The organism is Actinomyces ruminis (genome assembly GCF_002154335.2).
GTDB lineage: Bacteria > Actinomycetota > Actinomycetes > Actinomycetales > Actinomycetaceae > Actinomyces > Actinomyces ruminis.
Genome location: NZ_MTPX02000042.1, coordinates 108,696 through 129,981 on the forward strand (window position 1 = coordinate 108,696; position 21,286 = coordinate 129,981).

General features: G+C 64.4%; 21 protein-coding genes and 3 pseudogenes. 11 read left to right on the forward strand and 13 right to left on the reverse strand.

The annotated features are described in order from the left end of the window. Nucleotides 1-290 precede the first annotated feature (290 nt). Both BW737_RS08605 and BW737_RS08610 read left to right on the forward strand, forming a co-directional pair. Nucleotides 291-1,067 (forward strand): SDR family oxidoreductase, encoded by a 777-nt coding sequence (locus BW737_RS08605; protein WP_086614248.1) that lies wholly within the window; start codon nt 291-293, stop codon nt 1,065-1,067. Nucleotides 1,068-1,350: 283 nt separating this feature from the next. After that, a pseudogene (locus tag BW737_RS08610) lies at nt 1,351-2,162 on the forward strand (class I SAM-dependent methyltransferase). Between the two features lie 595 nt (nt 2,163-2,757). Here BW737_RS08610 and BW737_RS08615 read toward each other — a convergent pair. The 5 genes and pseudogenes from BW737_RS08615 to dapD all read right to left on the reverse strand — a co-directional run bounded on the left by BW737_RS08615 (nt 2,758) and on the right by dapD (nt 8,121). Then, the gene (locus tag BW737_RS08615; RefSeq protein WP_086614247.1) at nt 2,758-3,513 is read right to left on the reverse strand and encodes a succinate dehydrogenase/fumarate reductase iron-sulfur subunit; all 756 of its coding nucleotides are present in this window, start codon (nt 3,511-3,513) and stop codon (nt 2,758-2,760) included. Further along, a pseudogene (locus BW737_RS08620) lies at nt 3,510-5,466 on the reverse strand (fumarate reductase/succinate dehydrogenase flavoprotein subunit). The gene BW737_RS08615 and the pseudogene BW737_RS08620 overlap by 4 nt, the downstream one beginning before the upstream one ends. Next, entirely contained in the window at nt 5,463-6,098 is a 636-nt protein-coding gene (locus tag BW737_RS08625) for a succinate dehydrogenase cytochrome b subunit (RefSeq protein ID WP_257210648.1), read from the reverse strand. Before BW737_RS08625 ends, BW737_RS08620 begins: the two are co-directional and overlap by 4 nt. Next, entirely contained in the window at nt 6,071-6,253 is a 183-nt protein-coding gene (locus tag BW737_RS18245; protein ID WP_257210649.1) for a hypothetical protein, read from the reverse strand. Before BW737_RS18245 ends, BW737_RS08625 begins: the two co-directional genes overlap by 28 nt. Before the next feature lie 881 nt (nt 6,254-7,134). After that, entirely contained in the window at nt 7,135-8,121 is a 987-nt protein-coding gene (gene dapD, locus BW737_RS08630) for a 2,3,4,5-tetrahydropyridine-2,6-dicarboxylate N-succinyltransferase (RefSeq protein WP_086614310.1), read from the reverse strand. Between the two features lie 156 nt (nt 8,122-8,277). Between dapD and BW737_RS08635 the strand changes: the two genes are divergently transcribed. The 3 genes from BW737_RS08635 (at nt 8,278) to BW737_RS18255 (ending at nt 9,836) form a co-directional block, all read left to right on the forward strand. Next, nucleotides 8,278-9,030, forward strand: a complete 753-nt coding sequence (locus BW737_RS08635) for a histidine phosphatase family protein (RefSeq protein ID WP_086614246.1) — start codon at nt 8,278-8,280, stop codon at nt 9,028-9,030. Then, entirely contained in the window at nt 9,027-9,515 is a 489-nt protein-coding gene (locus BW737_RS18250) for a hypothetical protein (protein ID WP_257210650.1), read from the forward strand. Before BW737_RS08635 ends, BW737_RS18250 begins: the two co-directional genes overlap by 4 nt. 63 nt (nt 9,516-9,578) lie before the next feature. Then, on the forward strand, nt 9,579-9,836 hold the full coding sequence (locus BW737_RS18255; RefSeq protein ID WP_257210651.1) for a hypothetical protein: 258 nt from the start codon (nt 9,579-9,581) through the stop codon (nt 9,834-9,836). Nucleotides 9,837-10,160: 324 nt separating this feature from the next. Here the strand turns inward: BW737_RS18255 and BW737_RS08645 are convergent, their stop codons facing one another. From BW737_RS08645 to BW737_RS19930, 8 genes and pseudogenes are all read right to left on the reverse strand, one after another. Beyond that, complete coding sequence (locus tag BW737_RS08645) at nt 10,161-10,664, reverse strand: IS3 family transposase (protein ID WP_257210652.1); 504 nt, start codon at nt 10,662-10,664, stop codon at nt 10,161-10,163. Between the two features lie 30 nt (nt 10,665-10,694). Further along, nucleotides 10,695-11,252, reverse strand: coding sequence for an ISAs1 family transposase (locus tag BW737_RS18260; RefSeq protein WP_257210653.1), 558 nt, complete (start codon nt 11,250-11,252; stop codon nt 10,695-10,697). Continuing rightward, nucleotides 11,207-11,863 (reverse strand): transposase family protein, encoded by a 657-nt coding sequence (locus tag BW737_RS18265; protein ID WP_257210654.1) that lies wholly within the window; start codon nt 11,861-11,863, stop codon nt 11,207-11,209. The genes BW737_RS18260 and BW737_RS18265 overlap by 46 nt, the downstream gene beginning before the upstream one ends. Then, nucleotides 11,845-12,342, reverse strand: a complete 498-nt coding sequence (locus tag BW737_RS08655; protein WP_180272144.1) for an IS3 family transposase — start codon at nt 12,340-12,342, stop codon at nt 11,845-11,847. Before BW737_RS08655 ends, BW737_RS18265 begins: the two co-directional genes overlap by 19 nt. Nucleotides 12,343-12,462: 120 nt before the next feature. Next, nucleotides 12,463-12,702 (reverse strand): transposase, encoded by a 240-nt coding sequence (locus BW737_RS08660; RefSeq protein WP_180272145.1) that lies wholly within the window; start codon nt 12,700-12,702, stop codon nt 12,463-12,465. 18 nt (nt 12,703-12,720) lie between these two features. Further along, a complete protein-coding gene (locus BW737_RS08665) occupies nt 12,721-13,278 on the reverse strand; it encodes a hypothetical protein (protein ID WP_086614242.1) in 558 nt (185 codons plus the stop codon). Continuing rightward, nucleotides 13,269-13,550, reverse strand: coding sequence for a hypothetical protein (locus BW737_RS08670; protein WP_086614241.1), 282 nt, complete (start codon nt 13,548-13,550; stop codon nt 13,269-13,271). Before BW737_RS08670 ends, BW737_RS08665 begins: the two co-directional genes overlap by 10 nt. Nucleotides 13,551-13,825: 275 nt before the next feature. Then, nucleotides 13,826-13,948, reverse strand: a pseudogene (locus tag BW737_RS19930) (transposase-like zinc-binding domain-containing protein); the annotation flags it as partial. Between the two features lie 731 nt (nt 13,949-14,679). Here BW737_RS19930 and BW737_RS19935 point away from each other — a divergent pair. The 6 genes from BW737_RS19935 to BW737_RS15700 all read left to right on the forward strand — a co-directional run bounded on the left by BW737_RS19935 (nt 14,680) and on the right by BW737_RS15700 (nt 21,031). Then, on the forward strand, nt 14,680-14,850 hold the full coding sequence (locus BW737_RS19935) for a gallidermin family lantibiotic (RefSeq protein WP_086614240.1): 171 nt from the start codon (nt 14,680-14,682) through the stop codon (nt 14,848-14,850). 60 nt (nt 14,851-14,910) lie between these two features. After that, entirely contained in the window at nt 14,911-17,856 is a 2,946-nt protein-coding gene (locus BW737_RS08680; protein WP_086614239.1) for a lantibiotic dehydratase, read from the forward strand. Next, complete coding sequence (locus BW737_RS19940; protein ID WP_420835730.1) at nt 17,856-18,125, forward strand: lantibiotic dehydratase C-terminal domain-containing protein; 270 nt, start codon at nt 17,856-17,858, stop codon at nt 18,123-18,125. Before BW737_RS08680 ends, BW737_RS19940 begins: the two co-directional genes overlap by 1 nt. 179 nt (nt 18,126-18,304) lie before the next feature. After that, nucleotides 18,305-19,522: a lanthionine synthetase C family protein gene (locus BW737_RS19945; RefSeq protein ID WP_420835732.1), complete on the forward strand. Its 1,218-nt coding sequence runs from the start codon at nt 18,305-18,307 to the stop codon at nt 19,520-19,522. 34 nt (nt 19,523-19,556) lie between these two features. Further along, nucleotides 19,557-20,126, forward strand: coding sequence for a flavoprotein (locus BW737_RS08690; protein WP_086614237.1), 570 nt, complete (start codon nt 19,557-19,559; stop codon nt 20,124-20,126). Between the two features lie 80 nt (nt 20,127-20,206). After that, the gene (locus BW737_RS15700) at nt 20,207-21,031 is read left to right on the forward strand and encodes a DUF6895 family protein (RefSeq protein WP_143233343.1); all 825 of its coding nucleotides are present in this window, start codon (nt 20,207-20,209) and stop codon (nt 21,029-21,031) included. The last annotated feature ends 255 nt before the right edge of the window (nt 21,032-21,286 follow it).

The following is a 21,286-nucleotide window of genomic DNA, read 5'->3' on the forward strand; positions in this document are numbered from 1 at the left end:
TGCGAGGGCTTGGACGGCTCACGATCCTGGGGCGGTCAATCGGGTACCGGGCGGCGTCGGCGCGGGCCCCGGGTGTCCGGGTGCGCTCCGGCCGACAGCGGGCCGAGGGCATCTGATCTCACTGTTTGTTGTGACAAGGGTTTCTGGAGGCCGACCCGAGCACATAGGGTTGCCTCATCGCCCGCGCGGGTCGTTGCTGACCGGTGCGGGCGCCGACGGGGCCGCAACCTGCGGGTTCCCAACACCCCCAGACACCCGATGACTACCGAGAGAAAGGCCGCTACGGCACTATGGACCGCAACTACTTCGATCTTTCGGGGCAGGTCGCCCTCGTCACCGGCTGCTCCTCCGGCCTGGGCGTGCAGATGGCCAAGGCGCTGGCCTCGGTCGGCGCGCGCATCGTCGCCGTCGCCCGCCGCGTAGACCGCATTGAAGCCGTCGCCGCCGATATCACCGAGGAGTTCGGCGTCGAGGCCCTGGCGATCCGCTGCGACATCACGGACGCCGCCAACGTGGAGGCGGTTGTTGACACCGTCATGGAGCAGTTCGGCCGGCTGGACATCGTCGTCAACAATGCGGGCACCGGCGCGATCGGCCCGGCGGAGGACATCACCGACGAGCAGTTCCAGCACGAGTTCGACATCGACCTGCTCGGCTCCTTCCGAGTGGCCCGGGCCGCCGCCAACAAAGCCATGATCCCCGCCGGCTACGGGCGCATTATCAATATCTCCTCCATGTACGGGCTGGTGGGCAATATGGTGGCCGGCTCCGCCCCCTACCACGCCGCCAAGGGCGGAATGGTCAACCTGACCCGGGCGCTGGCCGCCGAGTGGGGCAAGTACGGCATCACCGTCAACGCGATCTGCCCCGGCTACTTCTACACCGAGCTGACCACGGACACGCTCGACTCCGCGTTCTTCCAGGAGCACGCCAAACGCACCATCCCGCTCGGCCGCTACGGCGCGGAGGGAGAGCTCGATACTTCTGCCCTGTTCCTGGCCTCTCCCGCCTCCGCCTACGTCACGGGCACGGCCATCCCCATCGACGGCGGCTACACCGCCATCTGATCGCCGGCCAGGCCCGCATTGTCGCAAATGGTCACAAACGCGCCCCGGACACCGGACAGCGGTTCGCGGATCGTTGGAATCATGCGGTTTCGGAATCGGCTCGGGCGGCCGGAAACGACGTTTGTGACCGATTCAGACAATCAGCGAGCGGGAGGCGACATTGCAGGGGCGTCAGTGAGCGGCGTGGTGCACTCCCGCACTCTATGGGCGAGGTGAGGCTAAGCTAACACCTATGAACGATGAGCGTGCCTCAGAGACCGTTGCTTCCTACGCCACCGAACCTGTGACCGCTGGAGCCGGTTCCACCGAACCTGCCCTTCCCTACGCCGACCGCCCAGTGGCCGCCGCCCCCGGCCACTGGGTGCTGGCCCGTGCCGGCAAGCGCGTGCTGCGGCCCGGTGGTGCCGCGCTGTCCGCCACCATGCTGGGGCATGCCGGCCTGAGTGGCGCCGATGTGGTCGAGCTTGCTCCTGGGCTGGGGCGAACCGCAGCGAGGTCATCGCCGCCGGCCCGGCCTCCTATACCGCCATCGATCGGGACCCCGACGCCGCCCGGCGCGTGGCTGCCGTTGTAGGTGACCGCGGCAGCGTCCGCCAGGGGGAGGCCGCGCGCACTGGCCTGCCCGACGCCAGCGCGGACGTCGTCATCGGCGAGGCCATGCTGAGCATGCAGGGGGACAAGGCCAAGGCGGCGATCGCCGCGGAGGCGGCCCGGGTGCTGCGCCCTGGCGGCCGCTATGCCATCCACGAGCTGGGCGTGGTTCCGGACGACATCGACGAGGCCCACTACACCAAACTCCGCAAGGACCTGGCCCGCGCCATCCACGTCAATGCCCGCCCCATGACGGCGGCCGCCTGGAAGCAGCTGATGGAGGAGGCCGGGCTCGTGGTCGACTGGGTGGACACCGCTCCCATGGCGCTGCTCAAGGTCGGCCGCAACCTGCGCGATGAGGGCCTGGGCGGCCTCGCGCGCATCGCCCGCAACGTGCTGGCCGACGCCGAGTTGCGTCGCCACGTGCTGCGCATGCGCCGCACCTTCAAGCGCTACGAGCGGGACATGGTCGGCATCGCCCTGGTGGCCCACAAGCCCGAGTAACGCCCGGCTGGCGACGGCGTCAGTCGCGGTTAGTCACACATGGCTTGGTCGGTCGGCACCAGGCCAGCGGGGCATGTGTTTCCCGGTGGTGGCTCGGGTGTGCTTTGACGACGCTTCGGCACTTGGCATCGACGCTTCGGCACTTCCGACGACGGTTCGGCATCTAGTAGTACGAACCGTCAGGCCACGGTACGAAGCGTCCACTGGAAGGTGCGAAACGTCGTCGTGGGTGACGAATACCTAGCCGCCTTGCGCTTCGGTCCCGGTCCTCTGCCTCGCTCTTGGCGGGCTTCTTCCGCCGCGAGGATTGAGGCCGAAGATGCGAAGTCAAGGACCTTCTGGACTCCTTCCCCTTCGCCGCGAGGATCGAGCACGCTCTGGGTTTCCAGTGGTGTTGCGACGTCGACTCCTCCGGCGGGCCGAGTGCACAAGTTCGCCTCAGGAACACGGGCTGTCCTCAGTGCTGGCGGCGTGAATGCGTGTTGATGATGGACCCGGGCGCGTCTACCCGCGGGCGCACCCGGGACCAACGCCCTGGATACGGGCGGTCGGACGCCACGCGCCACAACCAACCACCTCGTCTCCGCCGCCCGGTTCAGTTGTCGCGGGTGCGTCCGCGCAGGCCGGCCCGCAGCGCCTCGCGGTTCAGCGCGGCGATCGCGGTCAGCGGGATGCCCGCCGGGCAGGCCGGCACGCACTCTTCGTACAGCGAGCAGGGGCCGAACAGTTCGTTAACCGCCTGCGTCATGCGCCGCGCCCGCCGGGAGCGCTCATGGCGGCCCTGCGGCATGAGCGACAGGTGTGCCAGCTTCGCCCCGGCGAACAGCATGGCGGCGCCGTTCGGGCAGGCTGCTACGCATGCGCCGCAGCCGATGCAGGCGGCGAAGTCGAGTGCCTGTTCGGCCTGCTGGTAGGGCTGGGGCACGGAGTCGGCGTCGGGGGCGGTGCCCGCGGCCACGTCCACCGTCCCACCGGAGCGGATCAGCTCGTCCAGGGCGGTGCGATCCACCACCAGGTCGCGGATGACCGGAAAGGCCGCCGACCGCCATGGCTCCAGGCGGAAGCGGGTGACACCGGGGAAGGCGCGCAGGTGCTGGCGGCAGGCGGGGGTGTTGTCCTGCGGGCCATGAGGCTTGCCGTTGACCAGGAAACCGCACATGCCGCACACGCCCTCACGGCAGTCTGACTCGAATACGACCGGTTCGCCGCCGCCTTCGATGATCTGGTCATTGAGGCGGTCCAGCAGTTCGAGCAGGCTCATCTCCGGCTCGGCGTCGGTGACGGTGTAGGACTCGAAGCGGCCACGGGCGCGCGGCCCGTCCTGCCGCCAGATCTCCAGTTCCACTCTCATCGGTAATCCCTCACCTGCATCGGTACCAGCGAGAAGGCCAGTGGTTCACTGCGGCGCGTGTGTCGGCCGGAGGCGTCGGTCAGCCAGGCGGAGACCGTGCACCAGTCGGCGTCGTCGCGCTTGGCCTCGCCCTCGGCGGTGGCGTACTCCTCCCGGAAGTGCGCCCCGGCGGACTCGCGGCGGTCCAGCGCGTCCAGGATCATCACCTCGGCCAACTCCAGGAAGTCGGCCACGCGCAGCGCCTTCTCCAGCTCCTGGTTCAGGCGCTCCGGCCCGCCGATGATCTTCACGTCCGCCCAGAACTCCTCGCGCAGCGCCCGCACCTGCTCCAGGCCGTGGCGCAGGCCCGCCTCGGAGCGGCTCACCCCGCAGTCGGCGTACAGGACTTCGCCCAAGCGCCGGTGGAACCAGACGGGCCGGTGCGTGCCACCCACCGCCAGCAGCCGCTCCACCCGGGCGCTGGCGTCGGCGAGCGTGGCGGTTACCTCCGGGGCGTCGTCGGCCAGCGTGCCGGTGCCCACGAGCCCGGCCAGGTAGTTCGGCACGGACAGCGGCAGCGTGAACCAGCCGTCCACGCTTGCGCTCAGCAGCGAGTTGGCGCCCAACCGGTTGGCGCCGTGGTAGTTGTTGGACGCTTCCCCGCCCACGAACAGTCCCGGAATGGTGGACATCTGGTCGAAGTCCACCACAGGCCGCCCATGGTGAAGTGGGCGCCCGGGGCGATGCGCATGGGCACCTCGTAGGGGTCCTCCCCGGTGGCGTCCAGGTACATGTCGAACAGGTTGCCGTAGCGGGCGGCGATCACCGGCTTGCCCAAGCGCTCCAAGGCGTCGCGGAAGTCCAGGTAGACGGAGTTGTGCAGCGGGCCGACGCCGTGCCCGGACTCGATCTGCTCGCGGGCGTTGCGGGAGGCGACGTCGCGCGGGGTCAGGTTGCCGAAGGCCGGGTACTTGCGTTCCAGGTAGTAGTCGCGCTCGTCCTCGGGGATGTCATTCGGGGGCCGGTCGTCCCCGGCGCGCTTGGGCACCCAGATGCGCCCGTCGTTGCGCAGCGACTCGCTCATCAGCGTGGTCTTGGACTGCCAGTGTGAGCTGACCGGTAGGGCGGTGGGGTGGAACTGCACCATGCAGGCGGAGGCGAAGGCGGCGCCGCGGCGGTGGGCCCGCCAGGTGGCCGAGGCGTTGGAGGCCATGGCCAGGGTGGAGTAGTGGAAGACGCTGCCATAGCCGCCGGTGGCCAGGATGACGGCGTGTGCCGTCCAGGGGCGGATCTCGCCGGTGAGCAGGTCGCGGGTGACGATGCCCTGGGCGCGGCCGTCGGCGACGATCAGGTCCAGCATCTCGGTGCGCGAGTGCATGTGCACGCTTCCGGCGGCGATCTGCTCCTGCAGCGCCTGGGCGCAAGCGACCTCCAACTGCTGACCGGTCTGCCCGCGCGTGTAGTAGGTGCGCGATACCTGCACGCCGCCGAAGGAGCGGGTGGCCAGCTGGCCGCCGTACTCGCGGGCAAAGGGGGCGCCGATGGCGTACATGTGGTCGATGACCCGCACCGACTCCATTCCCAGGCGCACCACGTCGGCCTCCCGGCCCCGGTAATCGCCGCCCTTGACGGAGTCCTTGACGAAGCGGTTCAGGGAGTCGCCGTCGACCTTGCGGGCGCGGGCGGCGTTGATGCCGCCCTGCGCGGCCACGGAGTGGGCCCGGCGCGGCAGATCGTGCAGGCTGAAGCACTCCACCCGGTAGCCCAGGCGGCCCAGGGTGGCGGCGGCCCCGCTGCCGGCCAGGCCCGTGCCGACGACGATCACGGTCATTCGCCGCCGGTTGGCGGGGTTGACCAGCCGGTACTCGTCGCGCCGACGCGTCCAGGCCTGCTCGGGCGGGCAGTCGGCAGGTGCGGGTCCAGGTCGGGGCCGACGTCGTACAGGTCGTCGACCGGGGGCGGTACGGGGCTCATGCGATCACTCCGCTCAGTACCATCAGGGGCAGCATGCCATTGCCGATGGCGATGGCCAGGGCGACGGCGAGGGCGATAACTAGGCAGATGCGGCGCAGCCGCCCGCCGGTGCCACCCAGGTCGTTGACCACCGACCACAGCCCCTGCGCCAGGTGCACGCCGATCAGGAGCATGATCAGGCTGTAGAAGATGGCCATGGTCGGGCGCGACAGGCTGGCGATCAGATTCTCGTACGCGTATGCCGTCATCTGCCCGTCGGAGTGTGTGGCGGCTAGGAAGCCTCCGGGCGACACCAGGCGGCCGATGGTCAGGTCGAGCAGGTGCACGATGATGAACGCGAGTATCAGACCACCGGTGATGATCATGGTGCGGGCGCCGAAGGTGCGCGCACGCATGTTCCGGCGGCGGAAAGCTCCGCGGGCGCTCCGGCCCCGCGACCATAGGGCAATACCGGATGCCACATGTAGGATCAGACAGGTTCCCAGCACCAGTCGCAGAATCCACAGCACGCCCTCGTGGGGGACGAGCGGGTAGCCGATTTCCCGCAGCCACTCGGCGTAGTGGTTGTATGCCTCGGGCCCCTGGTAGGCCTTCAAGTTGCCGATCATGTGGACGAGTACGAACAGTCCCATGATGGGCCGGTGATCGCCATGGTCGTCTTCAGGGCGGTGAAGGACACGCGGTACCGGCGTTGTGGGCGCGGTGCGGGCAGATCGCCGCGCGGCGGCGCTCCGGTCGGCGCGGTGGTGCCGGCGGCCGGGGTGTGGGAGCGGGTTTGTGCGGGCATCAGAGCTCCCCTCGACGACGATGTCCTGCGGGCGTCACCCATGGGTGTTCAGGTACGCGATTATGGTAACGCATGTCACAAAAGAACGGGGGTGGATAGGTGGATGTCTTGTATCGCGGTTCCGTGTGTTTCGAATTATGGCCATGTGTGCTGTGGGCATGGCCTCGGCCTCTGGAGCGGCGTTCGGGGGGGGGGCAGGCCAGATCCCGGGAGGTACCTGGTGCGCGACGTCGGGTCTCGCGTACGACTTTCCGCCTCACGTACGCGTTGTGGAGTAATTCGACCGCCAGGCGCGGGGAAACCTCCAAAACGCGTACGCCAGAGCAATATGGCTCTGCCGGTTTGTGGGCGTGGCGGGGGTGGTTAGTGTTGCCGACCTGGTGGGTTGGAGGCTGGTGGGCGTTGTGTGCCCTGGGCGCCCCAGCCGTGGGGCGGAATGTCCAAATTCGGTACTAAGGCCGTCGATGACTGCTGGAGCCGTTTCTGAAACTGCATGATTCCAACGTTCTGTCTGGGGTCGCGGGCAGCGTCGGAGTCGTTTATGCCGATCCTGGACACTTTGGGCCACCTGGCATGGGACTCGGCGCCCGGTGCGCTGGCTGCCGATGGCGAGGTCCTTGGGGTCCGTCGCCCGCACCTGTCCCGGCCCCCTACTTGGACCGCGATTCTGCGGTTGGACCGCCTGGGAGTGCGTCCGGGGCGGTCCAAGTGCAGCCAGACGGTCCAAGTGCGGCCAGACGGTCCAAGCAGACACGGGTCAGCCGGTCGAACCGCAAACAGCCACATCCCAGACATCACGCCAACCCCACACGCTTAAACCGGAGGAACCAGCAAATCTCGTACGTGAGGGGGCGCAGTCGCGCGTGTGAATGGACGAGTGCCTACAGCCGGGACGCCGCGGCCTGCGGGTCCAACTCAATGCCCTTGCCGCCGCGGGAGAGTGCCTCCACCGCCCCGGACTGGGAGTTGCGGCGGAACAGCACATTCGAGGCCCCCGCCAGCGCACTGGCCGACACCACGCGCGGCTCCTTGAACAGGCCATGCGAGCCGGGCACCACCCCGCCCTGCGGCATCAGCGACACACGGGTGCCCGCGGTGACGAACAGGCCGGCCTCGACCACGCAGTCGTTGCCGAGCGGGATGCCCAGGCCCGAGTTGGCCCCTAACAGACAGCGCTCGCCCAGCGCCACCCGGCGTCCGTCTCCTCCTGCGGGCAGGCCCATGGTGGAGGCCCCGCCGCCGATGTCCGAGCCGTCGCCGACGACCACGCCCTGGGCGATGCTGCCTTCCACCATGGAGCGTCCGAGCGTGCCCGCGTTGTAATTGACGAAGCCGCCGTGCATGACGGTGGTGCCCTCCGACAGGTAGGCGCCCAGGCGCACGTTCGCGGCGTCGCCGATGCGCACCCCGGAGGGCAGCACGTAGTCGGTCATGCGCGGGAACTTGTCCACGGACAGCACCTGCACGGGCCGCCCCAGGGAGGCCTGCAGACGGATGCGCGTGGCCTCGAAGTTCTCCACCGCGCAGGGGCCCGCCGACGTCCACACCACATTGGGCAGGCGGGAGAAGAGGCCGTCCAGGTTGATGGTGTTCGGGCGCACCAGGCGGTGGGACAGCATGTGCAGACGCAGGTAGGCTCCGGCCACCGTCTGCGGGGCGTCGTCCAGGTCGGCGGAGGTGCGCACCACGGTGGTGTGCACGCCGCGGGCCGGGTCGCGGCGCTCCATGGAGCTGAGCGTGGCCAGCAGGTCGGTGTCGCCGTCGTCGGGAGCCTTGCCCAGGACCGGACGGGGGTACCACACGTCCAGGGTGTTGCCGTCGTCGGTCACGGTCGCCAGGCCGAGACCCCATGCGCTGCGAGTCGTCATGGACGCACCATACGGGACGCCGGGCGGTGACGCACGGTACAGAGGGGCGACGGCGTTGTCGGGGTGTGAAGACCGGGCCAGCAGGCGGGCGGACGCACCGGCGGAGCGCACCGCGCGGACGTCGCCGGCGAGATCGCGGCGTGCAAGAATCGTGGCATGGCGCGTACCACCATCCACCTCATGCGGCACGGCGAGGTCCATAACCCCGAGGGCGTGCTCTATGGGCGCCTGCCCGGGTATCACCTGTCCGACCTCGGCCGGCAGATGGCCGACCAGGTAGCCGACGTGCTGTCCGCCTCCGGCCACGACATCGCCGCCGTGATCACCTCCCCGCTGGAGCGGGCGCGCGAGTCCGGCGCCCCCACCGCGGCCGCGTTCGGCCTGCCGCTAACCAGCGACCCGCGCCTGATCGAGGCCGACAACCACTTCGAGGGCGTGCCCGTCAACCGGGACCGGAGGATTCTGGCCCGCCCCGAGCACTGGCGTTACTACGTCAATCCGCTGCGTCCGAGCTGGGGGGAGCCGTACACGCAGCTGGTGGCTCGCATGAGCGATGCCGTCCGGGCGGCCATACCGCAGGTCGAGGGGCGCGAGGCCCTGCTGGTGTCTCACCAGCTGCCCGTGTGGGCGCTGCGTCTGTACCTGGAGGGGAGGCCGTTGGCGCACGACCCGCGGCGGCGTCAGTGCGCGCTCGCTTCGCTGACCTCGCTCACCTTCGATGGGCGCACCCTGGTGGGGTTGTCCTACTGGGAGCCCGCCGGCGACCTGCTGCGTCGCGCCGAGGATATGGTGCCGGGGACCTCCGCCGCCGCCGAGAATGTCGGGGGAGGCCGGGACAGAGACGGCGTGCCGGACCAGGCCTGCGCGCGCGCTGCCGGCTGCGCCTCCCACGACGCCGACGACGCATGACCGGAACACCCGTGTCGTCGGGCCCCGCGCGGCCCGACGACGGCGCTTCGGGAGCCGTCGGCTCCACTGCGGGCGAGTTGGTGCCCGCCCGGGGCGCCGACGTCGTTCCCGCTGCGCCGGCCCGGCCCGCCCCACGCCGCCCCTGGACCGGGCAAGACTTCGTGTGGTGGAACACCGCCGGCGTGCTTACCGCGCTGCGGGCCGGACGCCGCCCCAACCCGGTATCCCCGGTGATTGACCCCATCCGCGCAGCCTTCTCCGCCGACGAGGTCATGCTGGCCAGCTGCGACGCGGAGATGCTGGTGTGGCGGCGCGGCGACGCCACCTACAATCCCTCGCGCGGCTTCTTCCTGGCCGGCGGACCGGTGGGGCTCGCGCTGACGGCCGCCTTCTTCGGTGGACAGGCCTACCTCAACTCCCGCAGCAAGCGGGCCGCCGAGGCCGACGCGTGGAGAAGTGGCGGCATCTGGCCTACGCCCGGCTGACGGTCTCCACTCACGGCATCTACCTGGCACCGGCGAGGGCGTCATGCCGATCGCCTTCGCGACGTGCAGGAGGTGCAGCTCACCGGTGTGGGCGAGGTGGTGATGGCGGCTGCCAACGCCTCCGGGTCGGCGCGGTGGAAGCTGCGCGGCCAGTGGGCCGAGCTGGTGCTGGTCATGTGGGCGGCGCAGTACCTGCCCGGTCACCCTCAGCTGGTGGGCCGCACCTGGCTGCCGGCCGATTGGTTCGTGCATGCCGCCGCCTGGGGCTACGCCGTCGACACCTCCAACTGGCCCCGCTATCAGCCGCGCGCCCTGGACTGAGCCAGGCTGGGTGTGGGATCATGGCAGGGAGCCGAGCGGCGGCAACCGCCCGACTCCCCGGGAAACCGGGTGTCGCTCAGTGCCTTAAGACACTGAGAAGAGCTGTCAGGGCCCAGATCAATGGCGGAGTCGTTTGGACTACGGTCCGCCAAATCTGGGCCCTTTGCTCACCCGTCATCCCCTTCCGCTTCGGGTTATCGGCGCGGACGTGGTGCTTTAGGTCGGCGTGTCGTGGTGTTCTAGGTGGTTCGTCCGGCCCAGCCTTTGCGTTTCCAGAGGCTGGAGTGCTGGGTGTTTTTTGGACTCTCGGTTGTTGTGTGTTTGTCAGGCTGCTTTCGGGGTGGCGGCCTGCTGTAGTTCGCGTTCGAACTGGTTGGGTGTGCGGTAACCGATCCCCGAATGCAGACGCCTTTGATTGTAGGTCAATTCAATCCACGCCGCCACATCCCGTATAGCCTTGTCCCGGGTGGGGTAGACCATACGATGCACGCGCTCATTCTTCAATGTCGCATTGAATGACTCCGCCCACGCGTTATCCCAGCACACCCCCGTACGCCCCACCGACGGCCGAATCCCATAGGACTCCAGGTGGTCGGCGAACTGCTGGGAGGTGTACTGCGACCCGCGGTCGGAATGAAACACCGTCACCCCACGGACCGGTTTGCAGTTCCGCACCGCCATGTCAATCGCCTGGCAGACCAGGTCGGTGCGCATATGATCCGCCAGAGCCCACCCCACGACCTTCTTCGTACGGCAGTCCAGGACCGTCGCCAGGTACACGAACCCCACCCAAGTAGGAATATAGGTAATATCCCCAACCCACTTCACTCCCAGGGGCTCGACAAAGTCGTTGGCTGGTTAGGGGGTTGTTAGGAGTTTGACGGCTTTGGTGGGTCTTCGTGTCATGGCGCGGTTGGCTGAGGCGATGCCGGTGGTGGTGGGGTCGTCGCAGACGGTGCGGATGAGGCTTATGGCCAGGTTCCTTAGGGTCGTCATCACCTGGGGTCCGGAGCCGGTGCGTAGCTGGTGGCGGTCCTCGTCGTAGGTGACGTCTCTTATCCAGTGGAGTCTGTTCTCGATCGCCCAGTGGCCTTGTATCCAGGCGGCCACGGTCTCCGGCGGGGCCTGCTCGGGCGGTATGGAGCAGATGAGGTAGACGACCTCTGTGGTGCGCTTGGTGCTGCGCTTGCTGTTCTTACCGTTGGTGCGGGTGTGGGTGGTGCGGGTGCGGCGCACCTGTAGTACTTGGGCGGTGCCGGGGAAGTCGACCCACTTGGGTGCTTGTACTGCTTTGACGGTGCGGCGCACCCGCCGCCCATGAGAGGTGTCAACACTCGATACTGCGGGGACCTCGGCCCAGGGCAGCGCCTTCAGTCTGGCTCTGAGGCCGGGCTGGTTTCCCTTGACCGTGAGCACATAGTCGGCGCCCCGGTTGCGTATCCACTCGGCCGTGTCGGTCTGGGTGAGCGCTGGGCGTCGGCGGTGATGACGGCGCCGGTAAGGTCGTGGGGTGCCAGCAGCTGTTTCAGGGCGGGTATCTCGCTGGTCTTGTCGGCAACGCGCTGCTGGGCGAGTACCGCCCCGGACTCCTGATCCAGGACCGCCAGCAGGTGCGGCACCCCGCCATCACCGCCGCCACCATCCTCATCGCTGTTGTTGTTCTTGGGTTTGGCGCCGCGCATGGTCTTGCCATCCACGGCTATCACGTGTCTTCCGTCGATGGTGCCGGTGCGGGTGAGCATCCACGACGCCACCCGCGCGTCGAAGTCGTCCGCGTCCAGGCCTTGCAGGGCGCGGCGGATAGTGGACTCCGACGGCAGCGGCCGACCCGGCCCTATTCCCAGGTCGCGCAGCTGGCCTCCGGTCAGGTCACGGGCGTTCTCCCAGATCGCCAGCAGGGTGCGGCACCCGGCCAGTACCCCCACCGCCGCCAAAGCAAGCACCACATCGAGGCGGTGACGGCACCCGCGCCGATCACGCGAGTCGGGGACACCCTTGAACACTCCGGTCAGGGGCTGGCGCGACAAGGGGGCGGTGGGGGGATGATGACATGGCGGCGCGACCTCTCAGCAGTGGCGGATATGTTTGCACCACCTATCGTCACCGGGGAGTCGCGCCGCACCCGCACCAACAAACCGAAAACCCCTAACAACCCACTACCCAGCCAACGACTTTGCCGAGCCCCTGACTTCACTCCGGGAGCCTCGGCAGTGAAGTCGCGCTGGACCAGGTCGGGGCGCTCATCCAGGTCCTCGGCCGGGATGGTGGTGCGGACCTTGCGGCGCGGCCGCGCTGCTTTCAGGCCCAGCTCCCGCATGATAGAGCGCACCGTGTCGGGGTCGGCCGGCACTCCCTGCCAATCCAACGTGGCGGCCACCCGCCGATACCCGTAGGTGCCGTCGGACTCATCGAAGATCTTCCGAATATGCCCGGCCAGCTCCCGGCGCCGAACAGCGGTGGCAGACTCGGGCCTGCTACGCCAGTTGTAGTAACCGGACTTCGACACGCCCGCCCACTGGCACACCCCCGGGCGATCGGATAGTTGCCCTCTTCGCTGTGAATGAACTCGTAGATGCGAGTCACTCTTGTTCCTTCGCGAAGAAGGTCGCCGCTTTCATGTGGGAACTCACTGCTCCATCCGAAGCTTATAGTTCTCCGCCTTCATTCTGGCGAGTTCCTGCGCCTCGGACTCGCTCTTGCGCTCCTGTTCCACGCCGTGCTGCTTCCTGTATTTCGCGACCCAGTTGCCCACGGTCTGGGCCACCAGCCCATAGGAGGCGGCGACCGACGCGATCGACCGGTCCCCCTCAACCACCTCACGAGCAACCTGCTCACGAAACTCCTCAGAGTACTTCGCCTTCGTCATGGCCATCCATCCTTACTATCAGATCACGGGGAACAGTAACCATCCCCCAAGTCCAAAAACAACCTGGCGTTCCAGGCCTTGTTCGGGGGTGGGTGTGGTGCCCCATCCGGCGGGGTGCTGGCTGGTGCTGGCGGGCTTGTTTGTTTTGGGTTTGGGTGTGCGGGTGCGTTCGGGGCGGCGCTGGGCGTGCCAGTCGGCCAGGATGTTGCGGGCGGGTGCGGGATTGTCGGTGTAGGTGTACAGCGTCCACTCGGCGATGGCGGCCTGGTGGTCGGGGGTGGCGCCGCGGTGGTGGCGTAGCCGGTCGCGGACCTGAGCACCGCGGACTCGACGGGGTTGGTGGTGCGCTCGGCGGGGGTGGGGCGGGGCGTACCGTCCGGGCCGGCCAGGTAGGCGAACAACTGGCCTTGCTTGGCCAGGCGTTCCAGGCGCCGGTGGGCGCGGCGCACGCGGGGGTGGGCGTTGCCGCCACTTGCGGCCGGTGCGGGCGGCGGTTTGGGGGTCCTGCTCGGCGGTGGTGCGCTGGTTCAGCCAGTCCTTGTACTGGGTGCCGTAGTCGTTCAGGGTTACCAGCACCTGGTGGCCTGCTCGGTGGTGGAGATGCTCAGCAGCTTGCGGGAGTGGCGTAGTAGGGCCTTGCCGGGGGTGGTCTTGGGGTGCAGTGTCAGGTCCCGGACGGTGTCGCGGTGCACGTGGATCAGGCACCGCTGGATGGGAGTGTCGGGCCACAGGCTGCGTAGCGCTTTGAGGGCGCCGCCGGCCCCGTCGGTGGCGACCAGGTCGGGTGGGGCGATAGGAGCCAGCAGCGCGGCGTAGGCGGCGGAGTTCTCGGACGCGGCCCACAGCACGAGCCGATCACGTGTGTGGGACTGCGGGCCACCAGGAGGACCCATTTGTGGGCCAGCCACACCCCGTCGACGAACACCTGGGAGTGCACCTCGCCAGTAACCGGCGGCTTGGGGACTGGGATGTCCCGGCACCAGGCCGTCCGGCGGCGAAACGCCCTGTCACTACCGCCGGCGGCCTCGGCCTGGGAGCGAGTGCCGGTCGCCCAGTCGATGAACTCGCCCAGCACCGCCCGCTCGGCCCCACCCGGTGAGGGTGGGCGCGGCGCTGTGGTTGAGGACCGGCAGGCGGTGCACTTCCACCGTTGGGTGCCTGCAGCGGTGCGGCCGGACTTCTTCATCGGGGTCTGGCAGATCGGGCAGAGCCTTGCTCGCGTGGACCGTGTTCTCACGGCCCGCACATCTACCCGCGAAAGTCAAGCACCACCCGGGATTGCCTCCCCAGACCATAATCACCCCGACTTTCCCGCACCACACCAACCAAAACCCCGATCTTAAACACCACGTTCACGCCGATAACTCGCTGACGCGCCCGCGCGGGTGAAGCCACGGAGGCAGCAGCCTCACGGGAGTGAGCTATTCGGTCTGGGCTATTCGGTCTGGCGGGTGGCGACGGCACGGCTGCGTGCGGCACTCACCGCGAAGGCGGCCAGGCTAATCGCCAAGCTTGCCGCCGCGATCACGGCCCAGCGCCCCGGGTAGGCACCCGCCCCCTGCCAAGTCCGGATCTTGCGGAGCTGGTACATCTGGCGCCAGTGGTTGCCGACAGGGAGTGGTTGATGCCGGTCCGCTCACAAACTGGGCGTTGCTGGCAGGGGTGGAGTCAAGTAGACACGGTGTCCGGCCGGGGCGTGCAGGTCGATGGCGGAGTGATGACGGGGCGCTCCAACAGATGCGTCCCATTCGGACACAGAGGTCTCTACACGGAGCAGCCTCAGCACATCCACACTGGCGCACTGCGCTCGAAACATGTATGCACCGACAACCATACCACACACAAGGCAGGTCGCAATCTCGCGACATACTGACATAGGTCAGTCTTCACACGACAGTCTGGATTTGCCTACCCTAACAACAAGGCGGAAGCCGATCGAACAAACGAGCGAATCCCATCACGAGGAGGTGAACAAGAATGACTGCGACAATCGAAGCCGAGAAGGCGACGGATATCGAACTCGATATCGATATCGATATCATGCCCACTACGGCAGACGACTCCGTCCCGATGCTCACCAGCATCAGCCTGTGCACCGCTGGTTGCACTAGCGCAGGGGGCGGCAGCATGTGCAGCTGGTGCTGCTAGAAAATAGCCGCACACTATGTAGCATAGTGCGGTCGACGTGGTGGCCCAACAATAAAGCTGTTGGGCCACCACGCCTGTACTGGAGAACGAGAACTCAGGTATACAAAAACGTCGGAGGATGTTCAAGATGGCCACTCCCGCGGGGATGCTGCGTGCGTCAGATGTGTTCATGGTGAGAATTCCGGTACGACCTCTCCGCCAAAACTACGCCGAAGATCAAGTGCTGCACGAAGCGGGAAAGCCGAACTACTTGAGTATCTCGAGTCAACTTATCGTGATCCGATATTCTCCGCCGCCGTCGCGCACGCTGCGCCGACCCTGTGGAGCGCGGCGAATAGTGCAATACAACGGCAATCAACGCCGAAGCAGGCGAGAGTAAGGAAACTCGCGATCGCGACCACCAAATTCCTGATAAGAAGCAGTGCACGCCCAACTCCATTTGGGCTACTCGCGGGCGTGGCTGCCGGCCACTTTAAAGAACAACCGGGGCCGCCGCTATTCATACCTTCGGAAACCGAAAGAGTTGCGGTGGCTGATATGAGGTGGCTAATGCCCTTCATACGCGACGTTGAAACGGATCCCGAACTGCTCAAGCGGGCGAGAATCTACAAGTGGCCGTACTTACGTGACAAAGGCAAGCATATAACAACGTATCTACCGAAGAATAGCCAAAACCAGCTCGCCCGCGTCACATTGACGCGAACACCTGTTGTTGACTATATCTTGAGCGAATGTGGGGAAGAGGGCGCCTCTGTGTCCGCTATCAGTATGGGCGCGGCAAAGCGTTTCGGCTGCGCCGACACGACGGTCGTGAACACAATCGTTCGTTTGATCCGCGCAGGCGTGCTCTACACCAGCATCCGGCCAGCTCTAAACGGAGAAGATCCGCTTCGCGAAATTGTCGACAAAATGAGCGTCGGGCGCAAGTCTGCCGACGCAGTCCAAGATTCTATGTCGAAAATTGATGAGCTCAATGCGAGCCGGGGGGCGCATATAGATCCCGCGACAATTCACCAGGTGTACGATGTCATGTCGCGAGCCAACAAAAGCGAAAACTACCTGCATTTCATACAAAAGACTGGAATCAAACTCGACCTGCCGGAAAGTGTACGTGAAGACGTCGAGGATGCAATGCAGGCAATGCTGTGCCTGTCTCAAAATCGGCTGGGGATGCGTGGCGTAAGAAATTATCACTTAGCTTTCCTCGAGCGTTACGGAATTGACCGTGTTGTGCCGTTGCTGGAGTTGATGGATCCCGACAGGGGTCTTGGAGCTCCAGATGGGTACTCATGGCCACGCCAGGACCTCGGACCAGATTCTAAGTACGATGACGTCGTTAGCGAACGCCGCGAGGCTAGACTGTCGGGGCATTACGTGCAGGCGATACGCGACGGAAGCGAAGAACTACGTCTTTCGGCGGATGACATCAGCGAGCTTGCCTACTCGGAATTCGATGCGACGGAGACTCAGCTCGGCGCTGAGCTGTACTTCAGCATCTCCTCGCCCAGCTGGACAGAACTGGAGCGTGGGAACTACCGGATTGTGTTGGGCGCGAATCCGGGGTCGCATTTCGCTCGTAGTACATCTGGCAGGTTTTGGAGCGTGCTCCCGGAGATCAAGCGTTCCAGCGCTTCAGAGCCAATAGACAGTCCGTCGGAATACACTGCGGTAATCAAGTACATGCCTCGAGCAGACGCAGCGGCGAATCTGCTAAACGTCTCAGAGCTCAATGAGCCGATCATCGACGGAGGCGTCGCTCATGACCCCAACCGGAAATACGTTCCGATGGATCGAATCGGTATTCGCGCAACTACACGTGGACTGTTCCCCGTGGACCTCGCTGATGGGCGTGCCATACGCATCCGCTTGCACGACACAGTCTATGCACCGGCTCAGGCACCCAATGAAGTGCGCCTATTGGTTGACATGGCGTTGGAGTTTCAGCGGATCTGGGAGCCATGGTCCTGGGGGGAGTTAAGGCACGTTCCGTACAGGCCGCGCGTGTCGTACGGCCGGGTGGTGTTGGAATCGGCGACATGGGACTTGCACGAGCTCAGAAGCAAGTTGACGGAGTCCGAAGACTATCGAAGCGTCATAGAACAGTGGCGGTCACGGTGGAGAGTGCCACGTTTCGTGCTGATCGCGAGTAGAGACATGCATCTTACAATTGACCTTGAAAACACCGGTCATTTGCAGTTACTGAAGCGCGAACTGAGAAGCAGCGACGAGGCGCTAGTGATACGCGAGCTACCGGGCGGAGCGCGTACACCAAACGAGGCGTGGGGATGGCTGCGCGATGGCGATGACATATATGCCAGCGAGTTCGTGGTGTCTTTCGACTCCTGCCAGGCGAAGTTTGCACCGGAACGGTTCACTAAAGATACTGCACGTGCTGACGCAACGTCGGTTAGGTTCATGCCAGGTTCTGAGTGGAAATCGTTTAGAGTGTATCTGCCGTCGGATGAGATGAGTGCAATCTTGGGCGCCGAGCTGTACGACTTCTTCAGTCGCTCGCTTAGCAACCCTTACCCGTTGTCCTTCTTTGTCAGATACCGCGACGAGTGGGGGCCTCACTTGCGGTTGCGTTTCCTTGCCACGAACGATCAATTTGATGCGGTGTCATCGGCGCTGCGAGATCTGGCAGCGTCTGGCGTAATCCATACTTACATTGTGGACGAGTATGATCCCGAAATTGAGCGGTACGGCGGGCCTCGCCAGACAGACCGGATGCACCGCGCGTTCGCGGAGGACTCACGTCTGGTTGTCACTGCACTAACTCAGCGAAGCAATGACATGTACTCATCGTTGGAAGAATACGTGTTATTGTCGTGGATTGAAATGATCGTTGAGTTTGGCTCCGGATTTGCGCGTGTATGCTCTCCGTTGAACAAAGACGGTGCCGCAGGCTCAGCGGTCGAACTATGTGCCGTGTGGGCCGAACGCCTAGGACTCGACCGCGCGAAGGACAAGGAGTATTCTCGTCGCGTCGGCGATGGACGGATATAATGCGGGCGAGGGTTGCGGCAGAATTGGGTGCCGACGGACTGCAACATATTGGCCTTGGTAGGGTAGAGCTGCACGAGGCCGGACGTTTGAGCGCGGAATCGTGTGAGAAGGGCGCGAAGTACGCTTCTGCAGAGCGTGTACTTGGAAGTCACATGCACATGACATTCAATCGAGTATTTGGACCCGATCCCGAGAAGGAACGGAGACTGCTACGCGTGCTGCGGTCTGCCTCAGCTCGGTTGGCGAAAGACTACGAGTGGAAGAAATGATGAGCGAGACGACCCAAACAAGCGCGAGTACATGTGACAACGCCACATTCCTGAACGATGATCTTGTGACCGATGCGCGTTATCTCGTTCGAGAGGTAGCTCGCCGTCTTCGAGAGCCTGATGGCGTGGAAGCAATTGTTGAAAGAGACAGCAACCGGGAGCCGGTATACGGGGGCTCTATGTGGGCAGGTGGTTCTTTGAGTCATGGTCTTGCGGGTACCGCAATGCTGTATTCAGTCCTGTCAGACAGTGATGGCTCTTTTCGCGATGTTGCCCGGGTCCACTTGAATGGGGCCGTCAGGCAACTTAGATGGAACAAGCACGCAGGTGTTATGGGCGGTGCCTGCGGTGTCTTGGCGTCCGCTCAGCAAGCGGGAGCGGACGGCCGCAGCTACCGTATTCTGCGTCGCAAGTTGACGGAGTTTGTGGTGAACTCTCAAGACGAGCTGCTACGCCAGTACAGGGGACTTGTCGACGAAGGCTTGCCGTGGTCTGCGCACGACATCATCAACGGTTTGGCAGGACGGCTGCGGGTACTTCTCGACGAGCCGTCGTCGAAGGCGGAAGATATGGTTCAAAGAACGGTCGTGTATCTTCTAGAGCACGTATTGACTACTCGTGACGATGGGCTGCCTGGTTGGTGGGCACCGTCAGAGTCTCAGCCGACCGAAGTAGATCGGAACACGTATACACACGGTGATCTGAACCTCGGCTTGGCACACGGCGTGCCTGGCGTGGTTGCGTCGCTGGTGTCCGTTGCAGAGCGGACCGGCGTTGAGAGTGATGTAAGAGACGCCATAGGACTCGCAACAGACTGGATCCGATCGTGGAGACAGGATGACGGAGAGAAACAGTACTGGCCAGCGCGTGTTCCGGCGGAGTACGAATTGCACCGAGACGCCGCTCCATCGCTGTTGACCCGCGCAGCGTGGTGCTATGGAACGCCGGGCGTGGCGGTCACTGTGATGCGTGTAGGTAAGTTGCTTCAACGGTCGGGCCTAGTCAGCGATGGCGTTTGTACCCTGCTTAGTCACCTTGATATCCCGGATCGGGATTGGCATCTTGACGGACCGACGTTCTGTCACGGATATGCCGGGGTTATTTACGTGTTGTACCGGTGCTGGCTGTTGACGGGCGATGCTCGTCTTAGGGCCCTTGGGAATCGTCTCGGAAAGCGGCTCATCTATGACATGTCGGACTTTGACGCGCCGTTTGTCTTCCGTCATTGGGTCCCGGATAGTCCCGCGGGGTGGAGGGACGCACGTTCTTATCGTCGTCTGGACGGTGCTGGTATTCTTGAAGGCGGGGCTGGTGTGGCTCTTGTTCTCGACGCCGTGAGCAACTCGCGACCTCGCGGTCTGCATCCGGAGTGGGACCGCGTGGTTGGGCTGGTTTAGTAAGGATTATAGTTCGGCTATTGGGGAGAATGAGATGCGATTCGTAGGTCAGTCGGAAAAACTTGAAGCGGACGTTCTACTCGGCTGCACAGGTGCTGCGCAGCTGCTTGCTATAGGTGACTATATAGCGGCCATTAAGGACATAACGGCGGGGAGGTTGGGTATAGTTTTGACACCCACTGCAGCAAGGTTCGGTCCGGTTCCGTTGTTAGAAGCAGTCGCCGACGAGGTAATTGTTGAGATAACGACAGCGAACAACCATATTTCCTTGAGTAGAAAGTATCAACAATTTGTCGTGGTGCCAGCGACGGCCAACTACATTGCCGGCGCTGCGCTTGGGCTTGCTCGCAATTCAGTTGAGCTCCTAACACTTGCTATGGAGCGGCCTACGGTAGTTGTCCCGGCAATGAACGAGACGATGTGGGTGAAGGCTGCGACGCAGCGCAATGTTAGTGCTTTGGAGGGGGATGGGCATATAGTGCTTCGGCCGACGAAGAGTTCTTCGGTGTACGAAGCTGCTTCGAGAAGTCTTAGGTTCGCTCTCGGAGCTGCCGGTCCTATTGAGGTCGCATCAGCGGTGTACACGGCGATTACCGGAGATTGACCACGTTGGATGAAGTAGAGATTCGTAAGTTGCCGGTTGCTTCAACCGTCTCGGCCTGTCTAAGGTGGTTACTTGCTGACGTGAGTCGGTTTGAGCTCGACCGCTGGGTAGATGTACCCGAGCGCAGCGGGTTTCCCTTCGGTCCATTAGTCGAGTTATTGCAGGTGATTAATCGAGTTCCCCACGAAGTGATGGCCAGCATCACAGACGTAGAGGCTCTGCTACGTGTTGCGCATCGAGCGCTCGACGATTTGTCCGTCGTGGGAGTTGAAGCTGCCTTCGCTTGCTTGGGGCGTGTTGAAGCGGAGCGTTTGGGGCGCAATTCGGGCTGCGCATTTCGTTCTTTCCTGCATGACGGGCGCACTGGGCAGGGGTACGTTCATACTGGCGCCGTCCTCGATGATGTTTATCTCTCCGAGGTGGTAACGGGGCAAATTGGAAGTTCCGATTATGATGAAGTATTCACTGCTGGCGGCCTGGCTTCCGCCTCATGCTTGCGTTCGTTATCTTTAGGTCAGGCGTATTTTGCGACGCATTTGGCCTTTTATTCCACGCTGTTCGGTGATCGTCCGTGCGCGCTTTCAGCTGAGAACAGGCTATTGCTTGCTGGCCTTCTTCGCCGGTTGTCTGCGTCGGCTGTCCGCCGCTGCGACGTGGATCTTGCCGTAGAGTGCGAAGCTGGTCTTGCTCTTATTGACTTGTCGTCTGTGAATCAGGATCTTTGCGTTCGGCTGATACTTGAGATTGATCGGTGTGGTTACTTGCCGGGGCTCGGCGACAGCTGTCTCGATGGAGAGGGCGCGGACGGTGCTACGCATTTTGAGAGTAGTTATCACACGAATATAGCATATTTGGTATTGGGCTCCGCATTGTTGAGGGCTTGTGGGTGTGATCCGGAGGTGTAATTTGGTGGAGCTCGGTGTTGTCGATTGGGATTTGACTCCAGTGAGTTGGTTAAGCGATGTTGTTTAGTGTGCCGGGGGCGATTGTGGTCGTGTCGTTGTCGGGTCGACGGCGCGGCGAGGCTCACTTGGTGTCGAATGTGCTTCAAACCCGTGCAATGCGTCGAGCGGTTGGCCGGGAGGAGGTTCAGCCGTCTGTCTTCGCGAATTCATTGCTAGGGATTTGGTTTGATTCTCTCATCCGACATGGTGTAGTGT

Coding starts and splice junctions, on each gene's coding strand:
- BW737_RS08605 (WP_086614248.1), top strand. CDS start 291: ATGGACCGCAACTACTTCGATCTTTCGGGGCAGGTCGCCCTCGTCACC.
- BW737_RS08615 (WP_086614247.1), bottom strand. CDS start 3,513: ATGAGAGTGGAACTGGAGATCTGGCGGCAGGACGGGCCGCGCGCCCGT.
- BW737_RS08625 (WP_257210648.1), bottom strand. CDS start 6,098: ATGGGACTGTTCGTACTCGTCCACATGATCGGCAACTTGAAGGCCTAC.
- BW737_RS18245 (WP_257210649.1), bottom strand. CDS start 6,253: ATGCCCGCACAAACCCGCTCCCACACCCCGGCCGCCGGCACCACCGCG.
- dapD (WP_086614310.1), bottom strand. CDS start 8,121: ATGACGACTCGCAGCGCATGGGGTCTCGGCCTGGCGACCGTGACCGAC.
- BW737_RS08635 (WP_086614246.1), top strand. CDS start 8,278: ATGGCGCGTACCACCATCCACCTCATGCGGCACGGCGAGGTCCATAAC.
- BW737_RS18250 (WP_257210650.1), top strand. CDS start 9,027: ATGACCGGAACACCCGTGTCGTCGGGCCCCGCGCGGCCCGACGACGGC.
- BW737_RS08660 (WP_180272145.1), bottom strand. CDS start 12,702: ATGACGAAGGCGAAGTACTCTGAGGAGTTTCGTGAGCAGGTTGCTCGT.
- BW737_RS19935 (WP_086614240.1), top strand. CDS start 14,680: ATGACTGCGACAATCGAAGCCGAGAAGGCGACGGATATCGAACTCGAT.
- BW737_RS19940 (WP_420835730.1), top strand. CDS start 17,856: ATGCGGGCGAGGGTTGCGGCAGAATTGGGTGCCGACGGACTGCAACAT.
- BW737_RS19945 (WP_420835732.1), top strand. CDS start 18,305: ATGTGGGCAGGTGGTTCTTTGAGTCATGGTCTTGCGGGTACCGCAATG.
- BW737_RS08690 (WP_086614237.1), top strand. CDS start 19,557: ATGCGATTCGTAGGTCAGTCGGAAAAACTTGAAGCGGACGTTCTACTC.